We start from the raw sequence: 15147 nt of genomic DNA on the forward strand, positions 1-15147 counted from the left end.
GTCAGGCTTCGAGTCCCCAATCCCCGCCCTCAATGCATCCGCGAAGGCGGGGCGGCGTTCAGTTCGACCAGGCGCTCGCGCAGATCGACGGCGTCGTTGGCTTCCGGCGCCAGTTGCAGGTAGCGCGCCAGATCCTGGCGAGCGCCGCCGAGGTGTTCCATCTTCAGGTAGGCCAAGCCGCGATCGCGCAGGGCCTCGGCCTGGTCCGGAATCAGTTTGAGCACGCGGTCGGCGCTGCGCGCGGCGCGGTCCCACTCGTCGCGTTCGGCGTACACGCCATGCAGGTTGCGCAGCACGCGCACCAGGATCGCGCGGTGGCTGGCGGGATCCAGGATCCGCAGCAGCGCGTTGTCATCGGGAATGTCGCCGCCCAAGTGCGGACGGGCGCGCTCGCGCAGCTCGTCGGCGCCGAGCGGACGCCCGCCGTTGAACGGATCCATCACCAGCAGGCCATCGTCCACCGGCAGGCGCACCAGGAAATGACCGGGGAAGGAAACGCCGTCCAGCGGCACGCCCAACCGGCGCGCGACTTCCATCTGCACCATCGCCAGCGAAATGGGATTGCCCAGGCGGCGCTCGAACACCTGGTTGAGGTAGCTGTTGCGAGGATCGTAGTACTCCTCGTGATCGCCACCGTAGCCCAGTTCTTCGAACAGGTGGCGATTGATCGCCGCCATCTTCAGCGGCCAGGACGCGATCGCGTCTATCTCGTGGCGCAGGTGGGCGACGTGGCTCTGCACCAGCGTGTCGTACAGATCGGCATCCAGGTCGGGATATTCGTCGCGCGCGATCAGCAGCGCGGTTTCCAGCAGCGGCAGGGCCTCGTCGGCGCGGGTCGCCAGGCTGCTCCAATCCGGCAATGTGAGGTGTTCCCCCATGCCGCCAGACTGGGGCCATTTCTTCCCGCAATCAAGCCCTAGCGGGCCGGCGCGATGCCCTTGCCCAGATGCAGTTCAGCGCCGTCCTCCAGCTTGAGGCGATCGGCTTCGCCGGCGTTCAGTTCCAGCACGTAGCGGGCCGGCGCATCGCTCGGGTAGGACGGGCAGGCGTCACCGGCCGAGCAGGGCGGGGTGTTGCGGCGTTGGGCGACCAGCTTGCGCTCGTCGTCGAAGTACAGGATGTCCAGCGGAATCCGGGTGTTCTTCATCCAGTACGCCTGCGGTTCCTCGCGGTCGTGGATGAACAGCATGCCGGTGCCATCGGCCAGGACGTCGCGGAACATCAGGCCACGCGCACGCTCGGCATCGTCGTCGGCGATCTCCACCTGGTAACGCTGGCCGCCGATTTCCACCCAGCGGCCATCGGCGCTGGCGCATCCGCTCAGCGACAGCGATCCACCCAGCGCCAGCAATCCGGTAACGAGAATACGGTAGAGCATGCTGCCTCCTGCGGGCGCGGGACGGAAAAGGGGACTACAGCACCTGCGGCGGTTCGCCGCCGATGATCACCACGTCCGCCGGACGGCGCGCGAACAGTCCGACGCTGACCACGCCGGGGATCTGGTTGAGTTCGCGTTCCAGCCCGATCGGATCGACGATCGACAAGTTGTGCACGTCCAGGATCCAGTTTCCATTGTCGGTGGTGACGCCGTCGCGCCAGACCGGCTGGCCGCCGGTCATCGCTAGGATCTCGCGTGCGACCAGGCTGCGCGCCATCGGGATGACTTCCACCGGCAGCGGGAACTTGCCCAGCACCGGCACCTGCTTGACCGGATCGATGATGCAGACGAACTTGCGGCTGGCCTCTGCGATGATCTTCTCGCGGGTCAGCGCCGCGCCACCGCCCTTGATCAGGCGCTTGTGCGGATCGCACTCGTCGGCGCCGTCCACGTACAGGGACAGCGTGCCGGAGGCATTGAGATCCATGACCTCGATGCCATGCCGGCGCAGGCGCTCGGTGCTCTGATCGGAACTGGAAACCGCGCCGGCGATGCGATCCTTGATCCGCGCCAGGGCATCGATGAAGTAGGCGACGGTGGAACCGGTGCCGACGCCGACGATCATGCCGTCCTCGACGAAATCGATGGCCTTTTCGCCGGCCAGGCGCTTGTGTTCGTTCTGCGACACGAGGGTCATTCCATGGAAAGAAGGTGTTTCCACTGCGCGGCGGTGACCGGCAGCACGGACAGGCGGTTGCCGCGGGCGATCAGCGCGAAGCCTTCGCCCAGCGCATCGGCCTGCTGCTTGATTTCATCCAGCGGGATGGTGCGCTTGAGTTTGCGCTCGAAGGCGACATCGACCAGCACCCAGCGCGGCTCCTCGGGCTTGCTCTTGGGATCGTAGTAGTCGCTCTTCTTGTCGAACTGGGTCGGGTCCGGGTATGCGGCGCTGGCGACCTTGGCGACGCCGACGATGCCCGGCACCGGGCAGTTGGAGTGATAGAACAGCACGCCGTCGCCGACCTGCATGCCATCGCGCATGAAGTTGCGCGCCTGGTAGTTGCGCACCCCGTTCCACGGTTCCACGCCAACCTTCTTCAGATTGTCGATGGAGAAGGCGTCCGGTTCGGACTTCATCAGCCAATAGCGCTTGCGGGCGGTCATGCGGGCATTCCGTGGGGGCTGCGGGACGGGAACAGGGTCTGGCGCTCGGTGCAGATGGCGTCCACCGGAACGTCCCAGGCGGCAGGGGCCAGCGCGTCGACCTGCTGGGTGGCGAAACCGACGCCGACCAGCCAGGGCGGAGCCGCCGAGCGCTGGCGGAAGCCGAAGCTGCGATCGTACCAGCCGCCTCCCATGCCCAGGCGATGGCCGTCGCCATCGAAACCCACCAGCGGCATCAGGACCAGCGCCATCTGTTCCGGGCCGAGCGCGGAGGCGGGCTCGATGTCCGGCTCGGGAATGCCGAAGCGGTTGGTGACGAGCGCATCACCGGGGCGCCAGGGGGCGAAGCCCAGGGTGTTGTCCGCGCGCAGTACCGGCAGGCAATAGACCAGGCCATCGGGCAGGCGCAGCTGCCAGTTGTGCAGGCCGATTTCGCCGTCCATGGCCCAGTAGCCGGCGGCGTAGCCGGATGCGGGCAGGAAGGGAAGCGCGCGCAGCCGCTCGGCCAGCGCATCGGCGGCCGCGATGCGTTGTGCGGCGGGAATCGCGCGGCGGCGCTGGCGCAGGTCGCGCCGGAGCGCGTCGCGGTCTGAACTCATGTGGGTGGGTGGTGCGAATCCATGGCGGGCGATTTTATGCCAAGCCGCCGCGGCTCGCCTGCGCGCGGGCACCCGCCGGGACATCGTTCCGGTCCGCAACAACGAGGAAGATAAGGCGGGGAGAGAGCCGGAAGGCAGCAGCGCCGTCAGTCGCGGCCGCGGGAGTACGGTCCGGGTAACGACGGCTTCGTCGTGAAGCAATCCGGCAGAAGGTGGATGGCAAGACCGGCCGGGTCGCGACTGACGGCGCTGCTGCGCGGGAAAAATACGTCCTCCGCCATGGCGATGCTCGCGAAACGACCTTGAACCCGGGGTTCAAGTGGGAAGGCTGGATATCCATCGGGCTTCCCGCTGCGAAGGCGGACCTGCACTCCCGGCTACCGTTGCCATCCCGTGGTCGTCATTAAGGGACAAGGCGAATGTTTGCGCGCGCTGTCGTTCACAGCAGAGGACGCAGCGCCAGTATAGCGGCCCGTCCGAAATTGCCTAGTCCGTTCGTCGGTCAAATTCAGTCGCGGTTCGCGACCGTGCGCGATCAATGCACTAACGCGGTGCGTCGAGCACTTCGTCCAGCCTGCGGTGCAGATCGTCGAGCGCGCGCGATAGTTCGCGATCGCGCGAACCGCGCTCGTCGCGCAACTGCTGCAATTCGTGTGCCAGGTTCAGCGCGGCCAGCACCGCCACCCGATCCACCGCGGCCATCCGGTTGCTGCCGCGCACTTCGCGCATCTTGCTGTCCAGCAGCTTGGCCGCCGCCATCAGGCTGCTGCGCTCCTCCGGCTCCACGCCGACGGTGTACTCGCGATCGAGGATGTGGACGCTGACCGGCTCGTTGGCGCTCACGTGTGCTGCTCCAGGGACTTCAGGCGGCTGATCATCGCTTCCACGCGCGAGCGGGCCTGCTCGTTCTTGGCCAGCAATTGCGAACGTTCGCCGACCAGTTGTTCCTGCTGGTGGCGCAGGCTGCGGTTCTCGTCGGCCAGTTGCTGGCAACGATCGGCCAGCGTCTGGATGCGCGCGGAGAGGCGTCGGATCTGTTCCAGCGGGTCGTTGTCCATGGGCGGCACGATAGGGGCGGGGCCGGAGGCCGGTCAAGGGCGTGCGGCGGCGCCCCGTTCAGGAGACCGCGCGCATGCCCGAACCGGGATAGTACTCCTGGATGAACTGCAGGCACTGTTCCGGTTCCAGCGCGCGCGAGACCCAATGGCCCTGGACCTCGTCGCAGCCGTGGTCGCGCAGGAACTCGAACTGGTCGTAGGTTTCCACGCCCTCGGCGATGACCTTCAGCGCCAGCGAGCGGCCCATGGTGATGATGGTGCTGGTGATGGCGGCGTCGTCGCCGTCGTTGGGCAGATCGCCGACGAACTCGCGGTCGATCTTGAGGGTGGTCAGCGGCAGGCGCTTCAGGTAGGCCAGCGAGGAATAGCCGGTGCCGAAATCGTCGATGGCCAGCGAGATGCCCAGACGGCGGCAGGCGCGCAGGGTGTCGGCGTTCTGCTCCGGATTGGCCATCACCACGCTTTCGGTGAGTTCCAGTTCCAGCCGGTCGGCGGGGATGCCGGTCTCGGCCAGGATCCGTGCCAGCACCGCGGGCAGATCGCCACGTTGCAGTTGCATGGCGGAGATGTTGACCGCCACGGTCAGCTCCTCCAGGCCCAGGTCGTGCCAGCTGCGCATGAGCCTGCAGGACTCACGCAGCGCCCAGGCGCCAATCTCCAGGATCAGGCCCGATTCTTCCGCCAGCGGAATGAACTGCGCCGGCGACACCATGCCGAACTCCGGGCTGTCCCAGCGCATCAGCGCCTCCACCGCGGTGATCCGCTGCGCGGCGATCGCCAGCCGCGGCTGGAACACCAGCGACAGCTCGTTGCGTTCCAGCGCCCGTCGCAGCGCGCTGGCCAGGATGGCGCGATGGCGGGTCTTCTCGTCCATCGATTCGGAATACACCTGGTAGGTATGGCGGCCCATCGCCTTGGCCTGGTACATCGCGGTGTCGGCGTGCTTGAGCAGCTCGGTCGGCACCTGCGCATGCTGCGGGTACAGGCTGATGCCGATGGAGGGCGACACCGACATCTCCAGGCGTTCGCCGAAGTTCAGCGGCGTGCGGAAGGCGTCGATGATCTGCTGGGCGATCCGCTCCGCGTCCGCCAGTGACTCGATGTCCTCCAGCACCACGGTGAACTCATCGCCGCTCAGGCGCGCCACCGTGTGCTGGGCGCCCACGGTCTGCTGCACCCGCGAGGCGGCCGCGCGCAGGATCCGGTCGCCGGTGGCGTGGCCGAGCGAGTCGTTGATGTCCTTGAAGCGATCCAGATCGATGAACAGCACCGCCACGTGGCCCTGTTCGCGGCGGGCGCGGACGATGGCGCGCGACAGCCGCTCTGACAGCAGCGAGCGGTTCGGCAGGCTGGTCAGGGTGTCGTAGTTCGCCAGGTAGCGCAGCTCCTGTTCGGCGCGCTTCTGCTCGGTGATGTCGGTCAGCACCTGCACGTAGAGCTGGCGCTCGCCGGAAGCGTCCGGGACCACGTTGGTCTCGATCCGGCACAGGATTTCCTCGCCGTCCTTGCGCACCTTCCAGACTTCGCCGGACCAGTGCCCGGTGTGCAGCAGTTCGGCGTTCATCCGTTCGAAGAAGGCTTCATCGTGCTGATCGCTGTCCAGCATCCGTGCCGGCTGGCCGATCACCTCGTCCTCGCTGTAGCCGGTGATGCGGGTGAAGGCGGGATTGATGGTGATGAAGTGGTGGGCCCAGTCCAGCACCGCCACCGCCTCGTTCATGCTGCGCATGACTTCGCCGGCGATGCGGTGTTCGTACTCGGCGTTGCGGCTCAGGGTGATGTCGCGGGCCGTGCCGGCGATGCGGACGGGACGGCCCTCCGGATCGCGCTCGACCACCCGACCGCGCGCCCGCACCCAGATCCAGTTGCCGTTCTGGGCCATGTCCATGCGGTGTTCCGACATGAACAGCGGCGCCTTGCCCTGCAGGTGCAGGCGAAGGCGTTCCATCACCAATGGCATGTCGTCGGCATGGATCGGCGGCACTTCGCCGTGGCGGGTGAACACGGTGATGTCGGAGGAGTGCAGGGCGGTCTCGTCCGCGCGCATCCGGTAGAGCTTGCGCTGGACCAGGTCGTAATCCCAGAAATGCTCGCCGGAGGCCCACAGGGCCAGCTTCAGGCGTTCGTCGCGGGAACGCGTGGATTCCGTGCGCACGGGTTCCGGCGGCGCGCGCCGCGCCTCCAGCCAGGGGCGCCAGTGGCGACGGGTGGCCACCAGCGCGACGCCCGCCAGCACCAGCAGCGCCAGCGCCAGCAGTGGCAGGCGCGCGGACAGCGGCCAACCGGGATGGGTCACGGCGGCAAGTGCGGAGAGCATGTAGGCGCGGGGCCGTCCGGAGCCGGGAGATGGGCCAGTGTAGGGGCGGGCGAACGGGCACAACAAGCGGCCCGGAGGCTTTTCGTTGCTACACTTCCCCGTCTGTCCGAACCCGTTCGCGGATTGCGTTAATCCATGTCTCATCAGCCGTCCGATCTCCCTTCCTACGCCGAAATCGGCGAAGTCTCGCGCCAGCAGCAGCTCGCCGCCGACCCGGCCGAACTCCACGGCGCACTGTGCGGCTGGCTCGCCGGCGGCGGTGCGGACGTGGCCGACTGGCCGGCCCGCGCGCTCGCGGATCCGCAGTTGCCGACGCCGCAGCCCGGCAGCGCGTTGGACCGCCTGCGCACGGCCAGCGTGGCGCAACTGGAAGATCGCAGTTTCGCCTTCGAACTGCTGCTGCCCGACGGTGAAACCAGCACGGTGGATCGCGCCGACGCGCTGTTCGCATGGTGCAGGGGGTTCCTGGGCAGTTTCGGGCTGGCCGCCGGTGCACATCCGCCGCTGTCGGAGGAAGGCGCCGAAGCGCTCCAGGATCTGGCCCGGCTGGCCCAGGCCAGCCCGGAAGGCGGCGACGAACAGGAAGACGAGGACGCGCTCTCGGAGATCGAGGAGTACGTGCGGATCGCGGCGCTCCTGCTGCATGGCGACTGCGTGATGGGGCCGCGCCACCGCAAGCGGCTGAACTGATGAAGGCCCAGACGGGGCTGTCCGCGGCGGAGTTCGCGCGCAGGCGCAAGCAATTGATGCGGATGGCGGGCAACGACGCCATCCTGGTGCTGCCAGCGGCCCCCGAGCGCGTGCGTAGCCACGACACCCACTATCCCTACCGGCAGGATTCCGACTTCTGGTACCTGTGCGGATTCCCCGAGCCGGAGGCGGTGCTGGTGCTGGTACCCGGCCGACGTCACGGCGAGGTGCTGCTGTTCTGCCGCGAGCGCGATCCCGAGCGTGAAAGCTGGGACGGCCCGCGCGCCGGCCAGGAAGGCGCGGTCGACGAGTACGGCATGGACGATGCCTACCCGATCGAGGATCTGGACGAGATCCTGCCGGGGCTGCTGGAAGGACGCTCGCGCGTCTACTACCACTTCGGCCGCGACGCCGATTTCGACCTCAAGCTGATCGGCTGGGTCCGCCACGTGCGCGCGCAGGTGCGCCAGGGCGCGCAGCCGCCGCATGAGTTCCTGGAACTGGGACACCTGCTGCACGATCTGCGCCTGTTCAAGTCCAGGGACGAACTCAAGCTGATGCAGCGCGCCGCCGACATCAGCATCGAAGCGCACCGGGCGGCGATGCGCGCGGCCCGGCCCGGTATCCGCGAATACGAACTGCAGGCCGATGTCGAGCGCGTGTTCCGCGCCAACGACGCCTGGCCCGCGTACGGCAGCATCGTCGGTGCCGGGGCCAATGCCTGTGTCCTGCATTACCGCGCCAACAACGGCACCGCGAAGGACGGCGAGCTGGTGCTGATCGACGCCGGCGCGGAATTCCGCGGCTACGCCAGCGACATCACCCGCACCTTCCCGGTCAATGGCCGCTTCAGTCCGGCGCAGCGCGCGCTGCACGATCTGGTCGGCCAGGCCCAGCAGGCGGCGCTGGCGCAGGCATTGCCGGGCCGGCCCTACGAGGCCGGCCACGTCGCGGCGGTGGAAGTGCTGACCGAAGGCCTGCTGCGGCTGGGCCTGTTGAAGGGCTCGCTGGAACGCAACCTCGCCGAGGGCCATTACCGCCGCTTCTACCGGCACAAGACCGGTCATTGGCTGGGCCTGGACGTGCACGACGTCGGCGACTACCGCATCGAGGGCGAATCACGCCTGCTGGAACCGGGCATGGCCTTCACCATCGAACCCGGGCTGTACGTGTCGCCGGACGACACCAGCGTCGCCGAGAAATGGCGCGGCATCGGCATCCGCACCGAGGACGACGTGGTCATCACCGAGCAGGGCCCCCCCCGGGTCCTGACCGATGGCCTGGCCCGCAGCGCGGACGAGATCGAGGCCGCGATGGCCGGCTGAAAGGCCCCATTACTCGTAGGAGCGACGTCAATCGCGACGCTTTTGTCGCGGAATACGGCCGCGACTGACGTCGCCCCTACAGGGGCGGGCTGATCAACCCGCCGCGAACGCCGGCCGGGTCAGGTTGACCGCATCGCCGTCGGTGCACAGCACCTCATCCTCGATGCGGATGCCGCCATAGGGACGGAACGCGTCCACCCGCGCCCAGTCGATGCTGTCGGCGTGGCCGTTCTTCTTCACCTCGTCCAGCAGCATGTCGATGAAATAGAGCCCCGGTTCGATGGTCACCACCATGCCCGGTTCGAGCACGCGGGTCATGCGCAGGTAGGGGTGTCCTTCCGGACGCGGGATGCGGCCACCGCGATCGTTCTCGGCGAAGCCGGCCACGTCATGCACCTGCAGGCCGATCGGATGGCCCAGGCCGTGCGGGAAGAACGCAAAGCTGACGCCGTTGGCCACCGCGGCTTCGGGCGAGATCCTCAGCACGCCGAACTCCTTCAGGATGCCCATCAGGCGCAAATGCGCGTCCAGGTGCAGTTGCCGGTAGTCGACGCCCGCGCGCACCGCCTGGCCCATCGCGATCTGCGCCTGGTCGACCGCGTCGATCAGCGCCTGGAATTCGCCGGCGGCGTCGGTCGCGTAGGTCCGGGTGATATCGCTGGCGTAGCCGTGGAAACTGGCGCCGGCATCGATCAGGAAGCTGCGGTGTTCGGCCGGCGCGCCGCGATCCAGTTCCATGTAGTGGAGCACGGCGCCATGTTCATTCAGGGCCACGATGTTGCCGTACGGCAGTTCGGCCGAATCCTGGCCGACTGCGGCGCAGTAGGCCATGTGGATGGCGAACTCGCTCCGTCCTTCGCGGAATGCGGCCTCCGCCGCACGGTGCCCGCGCACCGCCAGCCGCTGCGCCTCGCGCATCAGGGCGATTTCATAGGCGGACTTGTACGAGCGCTGGTACTCCAGGTAGTTGACCACCGCTTCCGGGTTGTTCGGGACATGATCGCCCAGTGCGCTCTGCGGCTCGCCGAGGATGGCGCAGCGGGCGGCGGGACCGGGCAACAACGCGCGCGCGTCGTCGGGCTTGCGGATGATGTGGATGTCGAAGTGGTCCACCCACCAGCCGCCGGGTGCGGCCGGAACCACGTGCCAGTAGTCGAATGGCTGGTGGTAGATGACTTTTGGCCGTTGGCCCGGCGTGTACACCAGCCAGCTGTCGGGCACCCGGGTCAGCGGCAGCCAGGCCTTGAACTGCGGGTTGACGGCGTAGGGATAGTCGCGATCGTCGAACACCTGGTAGTGCAGGCTGCCGCTGGGCACGACCAGGTGATCGAAACCGCCGCGCGCCAGGGCTTCGTCGGCGCGCCGCTTCATCAGCGCCAGGTGATCGGCGTAGAGCGGAGCGAGTTCGGTGGCCAGTGGGGCGGAAGCGTTCATGACGGCGGCTCTTGCGGGCGAAACCCGCATTTTGCCGCATTCGCGCCGGGCTTTCGCGTGCCCGGCGCTCAGCCGGGACCGGGCGCGTTCACCCAGGCGCGCAGCGCGTCCAGTTGCGTCGGCTCGATGGTCAGGAAGCGCAACCCGGCGAAACCCTGTCCGGGCGTGTTCGCCGCGGCCATCCACAACACGTGCGCGCCGACCTCGATCGGCATCTCGCGACCACCGACCGCGCGCAGGTGGAAGCGCAACTGGTAGATCGCGTCCTCCACGATCGGCGCATTGGCGATCAGCAGCATGCCGGATTCGGACACGTTGCCCAGCCGGCCGATCAGCTGATCGGTGAGGGTATCCATGACCGCCACGGGCTCGGGGACATTGCGGCGGCGGGCGCGGCGGAATTCCTGGATCATGCGCCGTCTCCTCCGATATCCGCGGACCTGGCCATTCCGGTGAGGCTGCGCAGCGCGCGCAGCGTGGCGTTCCAGGCGCGGTCGATCAATCGGCCCTTGTCTTCGGTGACCACCTGCGCCTGGCCCTGCGCCATCAGCCGCGCCAGGCTGTCCAGCGAATGTTCGCCGGTGCGCTGCCCCCGCTGGTTGACGAACAACGCGTGGCCGGTGACCGGACTGAACCAGGACAGGCGTTGGCGCTGCACGTCCCCCTGCTGGTTGAGGGTGAATTCGAACCAGGTGCCGAACGGCAGCGAGCGCAGCATTTCGTAGCATTCCTGTTCTTTCGGCGAGCGCGGCTGGATCGGCTGGCGCCGGACCATGTTCTGCTCGCCCAGCCTCGCACGCGCCTTCAGTTTGGCGGTCAGCTCGGTCTTCGAGGTGCCATCGTCCTCGCCATCGGCGCTGGACAGCCGGCGGGCGATGGCCTGGGCCTCTTCGTCGTGATAGCCGACCTGCAACAGGGCCTTCTCGATGCGCTGCGGCAGTTGCGGGTCTTTCGGCGCATCGGCCGGCGCGGTAGTGGCGGCGACGATCTGCAGCGTGGTCTGCAACTGTTCGGTCCACTCATCCGAGTGTTCGCCCTGGCGCAGTTGGGTCAGGGTCAGCACGTCCGCCCACGCTTGGTTGACCAGCGCCTGCACGAAACGCGGCGGTTGCTGTTCGTTGAAGGCGGCCTCGATGGTCTCGCTTGCGCGCTGCTTGGCAATCTCCAGGCGTTCCTTGCCGCGTGCGGCTTCGACGTGCCGGCGCTCGGCCAGTTCCGCCTTGCGTGCCGCGGCTTCCAGGTGCCGCTGCACTTCCTGGTTGGCCTGGGCGAACACCGCCTCATCGCCGTGGTAGTGCTTGACCACGAAATCCACCGACTGGTGCAACTGGTGCAGCAGGCGTGGATCCAGATCATCGTCGGTCTGCCAGGTGGCGCCGGACTCGGCCACCGCGTTGAGCAGTTCGCGGGCGGGATGCTCCGGCCGCAGGAAGAACTCGCGATCGCGCAGGGCGACCTGCGCCAGCGGCACCTGCAGGCGGGTCAGCAGATCGCTGGCCGGCGATTCCTGGCGCACCTCGCGCTCGACCTCGTTGTACAGCAGGCCCAGCAGTTCGAAGGTGTCCGCGTCCGGGGCCGCCAGCGTGGCCTGCTCGCCATGTTGCTGGCGCGCGCGTGCCAGCAGCGCCTGCTGGATGTCCTTGAGGCTGCGGCGCGCCTGTCCCTCGATGCGTGGCGTGGCCACGCCCTGCAGGGCCTGCAGGGCGGACAGCACGTCCGGGGTCGGCACCAGGCGGCGGGCGCCGTCGGTGGAACCTGGGGCGGCGGTGGAAGCCGCCTGTGCGCCGGTTGCCGTGCCTGGTGACGGCATGCCCGAGCTGGCCATGCCGCCAAAACGGGTGGCAGCCGGTTCGCTGAAACGCGCGGCCGCCTGGCGCCGGGCGGCCAGCAGTTGCTGCAGGAGTTCGAAGCTCGGACCGCCGTCGGCCGGTGCCTGCACGCCCGGTCCGGTGTCCGGCAACGGCGGCGGCATGCCGGGTCCAGCCGTGGGGATGGTCCACGCCGAAGGTGTGGACGGGCCGTGCCAGCCGGTCAGCGGGCGGTCGGCCGGGCTCCGCCCAGGCGCGCGATCAAGGGCCTGGGCTCCGGGGCGGGCGGGCGCGGATGCGTCCACCGCGCGGGTGCGGCGTGGCAGATAGATCAGCCCCGGCAGGAGCCCTTCCTGCGACAGGTACTGGTTCAGTGTTTCCGCCCACTCGTGGTAGTTGCCCATCACCTTGTGATCGAAGGTGCGGTACAGCAGCAGCCGTTCCTCCAGATCAAGTTCCAGGGTGCGCGTGGCCAGCTTGAGCATCCGGCACAGGCCCTGTGGCCCGACCGGAAGGCGTTCGTTGTCGAAGGCGGGCGCGCCGCCCAGCGCGCCGAAGCGCTGGCCCAGCAGCAACAGTGCCTGCGCGGCTCGGGCTTCGTGGCGCCGGGCGATATCGCTGAGGACGATTTCCTCGTCCATCGCCGCGTCTTCCACCAGGGTCAGGGTACGAAACTCGATGCCACTGGGTGCGGGAGCCCGCGTGCGTTCGGGAGGCGTGCGCACCGCGGCCAGTTCGGCTTCCAGTGCGAACATGAAATGCGGGACGAATTCGCCGCGGTTGCGTTGCAGGGCGCGGAGATTGTTGAAGAATTCGGCTTGGCGGTTGTCGCTGCGCGCCTGTTCGGCCTGCTTGAACAAAGCCTGCTCGTATTCCGGCAGCATCGCGTTGAGCGACTGGATGATGTCGCTGGCGATGTGCTCGAAGAAACCGCGCAGGAGCTTGCGCACGCGCGGCGGCAGCGCAGCGCTGGCCAGGCTGCCTGCGGCAGTGCTCGGCGGTGGCGGTGGGATGGCGGTCACGTGCGGTGGATCTCCCCTGAAGCCACAATTATCACATTTCCGGGATGCTGGACCGAACCACGTGGGGGCCGGGTGAGGGCGGGCGTCAGTCGGCCAGGAACGCGGACACCACGTCGTTGGTGAAACGCCGTCCCAGTTCGGTCGGAATGAACCGATCCGCCTCCTGCCGCAACCACCCGGCGGCCAGCGCGCGCGACAGCGGCGCCTCCACCGTCGCCAGGGCCAGGCCGGTACGGTGTTCGAAGTCGACGGCGCGGAATCCCTCGTGCAGGCGCAAGGCATTGAGCATGAACTCGAACGGGCGCTGCTCCGGCGGTATGCGATCGTCGCCGCCCAGGGCCTGGGCGCCGCCGGCCGCCGCCAGGTAGGCGGTGGGGTGCTTGATCTTCCAGCGCCGCAGCACGGCCTGTTCGGCACCCAGGGTGATCTTGCCGTGGGCACCGGCCCCGATGCCCAGGTAGTCGCCGAAACGCCAGTAATTGAGGTTGTGCGCGCACTGCCGATCCGGGCGCGCGTAGGCGCTGGTCTCGTAGTGGCCGAAACCGGCCTCGGCCAGCAGCGCCTGGCAGTGCGCCTGCATGTCCCACGCGCCGTCATCGTCGGGAATGCCCCGGGGCGGGCGGGCGAAGAAGATCGTGTTCGGCTCGAGGGTGAGCTGGTAATGGGAGACATGCGCAGGCTGCAGGGCGAAGGCCCGCTCCAGGTCGCGCTCGGCCATCGCCAGGGTCTGCTCGGGCAGGGCGTACATCAGGTCCAGGTTGAAATTGTCGAAACCGGCGTCCTGCGCCAGCTTCACGGCCGCCTCCGCTTCGCCGCTGTCATGGATGCGGCCCAGCCGCTGCAGGCAGCCGTCGTCGAAACTCTGGATGCCGAAGCTGATGCGGTTGACCCCGGCAGCACGGTAGCGATCGAAGCGGCCGTGTTCGGCGGTGCCCGGATTGGTCTCGAGGGTGACTTCCAGGCCCGGGGCGAACCGCAACCGCGCCGCTGCGGCCTGCAGGAAGCGGTCGATGGCCTCCGGTGGAAACAGGCTCGGGGTGCCGCCGCCGAAGAACACCGAATGCACCGTGCGTCCCCAGACCAGCGACAGGTCGAAATCCAGGTCCCGGATCAGGGCATCGACGTAGTCGTCGAACGGCAATGCGCCCTTGCCCTGGTGCGAGTTGAAATCGCAGTAGGGGCATTTGCGGACGCACCAGGGCAGGTGCACGTACAGCGACAGCGGCGGCGGGATCAGCATGGCCGGATCATTTTCCCGCATTCCGGCGGCTGCGGGGCGGGGTGCCCGCACGCCCGCGCCCGGCGGGGCTCAGGACCAGGTCAGGCGCTCGCGCAGCGCGGCCAGGGCCCGGCCGCGGTGGCTGATGCGGTTCTTGAACGCGGTTTCCAGTTCCGCGGCCGAATGGCCCAGTTCCGGGTCCAGGAACACCGGGTCGTAGCCGTGCCCGCCGTTGCCGCGGCGCCCGTGCAGGATGCGCCCGCGCCATTCGCCTTCCACGATCAACGGCTGCGGATCGTCGGCATGGTGGAGCAGCACCAGCACGCAGTAGAAGTGCGCGCTGCGTTGTTCGTCGGGAACGCCCTTGAGCGCCTCGAGCAGCTTGTCGATGTTGCGGCTCGCGTTGCCGTGTTCGCCGGCGTAGCGCGCCGAATACAGGCCGGGCGCGCCATTGAGGGCGTCGACGCAGATGCCGGAGTCGTCGGCCAGCGCCGGCAGGCCGGTCAGGCGGGACGCGTGGCGCGCCTTGATCAGCGCGTTCTCGACGAAGGTGGTGGCGGTTTCGTCCGCATCGGTCACGCCGAGGTCGGACTGCGCGATCAGCTCGATATCGGTATCGGCCAGCAGGTGGCGGAGTTCTTCGAGTTTGCCGGCGTTGGAGGAGGCGAGGACCAGTTTCACGGGGGAGGATCCGTCGGGGGAGGATTCGTGGGGTGATGCCCGGGTGGATTCAGGACTTGAGCTGCAGCAGGTCCCAGCGGTTGCCATAGGCATCCCGGAACACCGCGACCGTGCCGTAGCTTTCCTCGCGCGGGGTTTCCAGGAATTCCACGCCCCGCGCCAGCATCCGCGCGTGATCGCGATGGAAGTCGTCGGTCTCCAGGAAGAAGCCGACCCGGCCGCCGGTCTGGTCGCCGATGCGCGCGCGCTGGGCGTCATTGCCGGCGACCGCCAGCAGCAGGCAGGTTTCGCGCGCACCCGGCGGCGCCACCCGCACCCAGCGCTTGCCGTCGCCCTGGTCGGTGTCCTCGCGCAGTTCAAAGCCGAGCGCGCCGGTGTAGTGGGCGATGGCCCGGTCGTAGTCGTCGACCACCACGGTAATCAGGCTGAGCGTCTGGCGCATCGGAGGGGAG

At 68.3% G+C, this 15147-nt stretch carries 16 protein-coding genes and 1 other RNA gene; 2 read left to right on the plus strand and 15 right to left on the minus strand.

Annotated features, from left to right (window positions below):
* Positions 1–29: 29 nt before the first annotated feature.
* The 9 genes from AC3DE2_RS01685 to AC3DE2_RS01725 all read right to left on the minus strand — a co-directional run bounded on the left by AC3DE2_RS01685 (position 30) and on the right by AC3DE2_RS01725 (position 6516).
* Positions 30–878: a SirB1 family protein gene (locus tag AC3DE2_RS01685; protein ID WP_488424799.1), complete on the minus strand. Its 849-nt coding sequence runs from the start codon at positions 876–878 to the stop codon at positions 30–32.
* Positions 879–916: 38 nt separating this feature from the next.
* A complete protein-coding gene (locus tag AC3DE2_RS01690; RefSeq protein WP_295376523.1) occupies positions 917–1378 on the minus strand; it encodes a DUF192 domain-containing protein in 462 nt (153 codons plus the stop codon).
* Between the two features lie 34 nt (positions 1379–1412).
* Entirely contained in the window at positions 1413–2066 is a 654-nt protein-coding gene (rpiA, locus tag AC3DE2_RS01695) for a ribose-5-phosphate isomerase RpiA (protein WP_488424800.1), read from the minus strand.
* A 5-nt stretch (positions 2067–2071) separates the two neighbouring features.
* Entirely contained in the window at positions 2072–2542 is a 471-nt protein-coding gene (locus tag AC3DE2_RS01700) for an EVE domain-containing protein (RefSeq protein WP_295380150.1), read from the minus strand.
* Positions 2539–3141, minus strand: a complete 603-nt coding sequence (locus AC3DE2_RS01705; protein ID WP_488424802.1) for a 5-formyltetrahydrofolate cyclo-ligase — start codon at positions 3139–3141, stop codon at positions 2539–2541. The genes AC3DE2_RS01700 and AC3DE2_RS01705 overlap by 4 nt, the downstream gene beginning before the upstream one ends.
* 267 nt (positions 3142–3408) lie before the next feature.
* Positions 3409–3595, minus strand: a non-coding RNA gene (gene ssrS, locus AC3DE2_RS01710) — 6S RNA.
* Positions 3596–3684: 89 nt separating this feature from the next.
* Complete coding sequence (locus tag AC3DE2_RS01715) at positions 3685–3984, minus strand: cell division protein ZapA (protein WP_295380145.1); 300 nt, start codon at positions 3982–3984, stop codon at positions 3685–3687.
* Entirely contained in the window at positions 3981–4199 is a 219-nt protein-coding gene (locus AC3DE2_RS01720; RefSeq protein ID WP_295380139.1) for a TIGR02449 family protein, read from the minus strand. The genes AC3DE2_RS01715 and AC3DE2_RS01720 overlap by 4 nt, the downstream gene beginning before the upstream one ends.
* A gap of 58 nt (positions 4200–4257) precedes the next feature.
* Positions 4258–6516: a putative bifunctional diguanylate cyclase/phosphodiesterase gene (locus AC3DE2_RS01725; protein WP_295380129.1), complete on the minus strand. Its 2259-nt coding sequence runs from the start codon at positions 6514–6516 to the stop codon at positions 4258–4260.
* Between the two features lie 135 nt (positions 6517–6651).
* On the opposite strand from AC3DE2_RS01725, the gene AC3DE2_RS01730 reads away from it, so the two are divergent.
* Positions 6652–7206, plus strand: coding sequence for a UPF0149 family protein (locus tag AC3DE2_RS01730; protein WP_488424803.1), 555 nt, complete (start codon positions 6652–6654; stop codon positions 7204–7206).
* On the plus strand, positions 7206–8531 hold the full coding sequence (locus AC3DE2_RS01735) for an aminopeptidase P N-terminal domain-containing protein (RefSeq protein ID WP_488424805.1): 1326 nt from the start codon (positions 7206–7208) through the stop codon (positions 8529–8531). Before AC3DE2_RS01730 ends, AC3DE2_RS01735 begins: the two co-directional genes overlap by 1 nt.
* A 93-nt stretch (positions 8532–8624) precedes the next feature.
* On the opposite strand, the gene pepQ is transcribed toward AC3DE2_RS01735, so the two are convergent.
* The 6 genes from pepQ to AC3DE2_RS01765 form a co-directional block, all read right to left on the minus strand.
* Complete coding sequence (gene pepQ, locus AC3DE2_RS01740; protein WP_295380098.1) at positions 8625–9965, minus strand: Xaa-Pro dipeptidase; 1341 nt, start codon at positions 9963–9965, stop codon at positions 8625–8627.
* Positions 9966–10033: 68 nt separating this feature from the next.
* Positions 10034–10378 carry a PilZ domain-containing protein gene (locus tag AC3DE2_RS01745; RefSeq protein WP_295380088.1) on the minus strand — a complete coding sequence of 115 codons (345 nt, stop codon included), beginning with the start codon at positions 10376–10378 and terminating at the stop codon, positions 10034–10036.
* Positions 10375–12795, minus strand: a complete 2421-nt coding sequence (locus tag AC3DE2_RS01750) for a DUF1631 domain-containing protein (RefSeq protein ID WP_488424807.1) — start codon at positions 12793–12795, stop codon at positions 10375–10377. The genes AC3DE2_RS01745 and AC3DE2_RS01750 overlap by 4 nt, the downstream gene beginning before the upstream one ends.
* 85 nt (positions 12796–12880) lie before the next feature.
* Positions 12881–14056 (minus strand): radical SAM family heme chaperone HemW, encoded by a 1176-nt coding sequence (gene hemW, locus AC3DE2_RS01755; protein WP_488424808.1) that lies wholly within the window; start codon positions 14054–14056, stop codon positions 12881–12883.
* A 48-nt stretch (positions 14057–14104) separates the two neighbouring features.
* The gene (gene rdgB / locus AC3DE2_RS01760; protein WP_488424810.1) at positions 14105–14695 is read right to left on the minus strand and encodes an RdgB/HAM1 family non-canonical purine NTP pyrophosphatase; all 591 of its coding nucleotides are present in this window, start codon (positions 14693–14695) and stop codon (positions 14105–14107) included.
* Positions 14696–14744: 49 nt separating this feature from the next.
* Positions 14745–15137, minus strand: coding sequence for a VOC family protein (locus tag AC3DE2_RS01765; protein WP_488424812.1), 393 nt, complete (start codon positions 15135–15137; stop codon positions 14745–14747).
* Between the last annotated feature and the right edge of the window lie 10 nt (positions 15138–15147).

Source organism: Pseudoxanthomonas sp. 68-E7, assembly GCF_057773145.1.

Excerpts from the sequence above, each read along its gene's own strand:
- AC3DE2_RS01730 (WP_488424803.1), top strand. The coding sequence starts at position 6,652 with ATGTCTCATCAGCCGTCCGATCTCCCTTCCTACGCCGAAATCGGCGAA.
- AC3DE2_RS01705 (WP_488424802.1), bottom strand. The coding sequence starts at position 3,141 with ATGAGTTCAGACCGCGACGCGCTCCGGCGCGACCTGCGCCAGCGCCGC.
- AC3DE2_RS01725 (WP_295380129.1), bottom strand. The coding sequence starts at position 6,516 with ATGCTCTCCGCACTTGCCGCCGTGACCCATCCCGGTTGGCCGCTGTCC.
- AC3DE2_RS01720 (WP_295380139.1), bottom strand. The coding sequence starts at position 4,199 with ATGGACAACGACCCGCTGGAACAGATCCGACGCCTCTCCGCGCGCATC.
- AC3DE2_RS01690 (WP_295376523.1), bottom strand. The coding sequence starts at position 1,378 with ATGCTCTACCGTATTCTCGTTACCGGATTGCTGGCGCTGGGTGGATCG.
- pepQ (WP_295380098.1), bottom strand. The coding sequence starts at position 9,965 with ATGAACGCTTCCGCCCCACTGGCCACCGAACTCGCTCCGCTCTACGCC.
- AC3DE2_RS01745 (WP_295380088.1), bottom strand. The coding sequence starts at position 10,378 with ATGATCCAGGAATTCCGCCGCGCCCGCCGCCGCAATGTCCCCGAGCCC.
- hemW (WP_488424808.1), bottom strand. The coding sequence starts at position 14,056 with ATGCGGGAAAATGATCCGGCCATGCTGATCCCGCCGCCGCTGTCGCTG.
- AC3DE2_RS01685 (WP_488424799.1), bottom strand. The coding sequence starts at position 878 with ATGGGGGAACACCTCACATTGCCGGATTGGAGCAGCCTGGCGACCCGC.
- AC3DE2_RS01700 (WP_295380150.1), bottom strand. The coding sequence starts at position 2,542 with ATGACCGCCCGCAAGCGCTATTGGCTGATGAAGTCCGAACCGGACGCC.
- AC3DE2_RS01735 (WP_488424805.1), top strand. The coding sequence starts at position 7,206 with ATGAAGGCCCAGACGGGGCTGTCCGCGGCGGAGTTCGCGCGCAGGCGC.
- AC3DE2_RS01765 (WP_488424812.1), bottom strand. The coding sequence starts at position 15,137 with ATGCGCCAGACGCTCAGCCTGATTACCGTGGTGGTCGACGACTACGAC.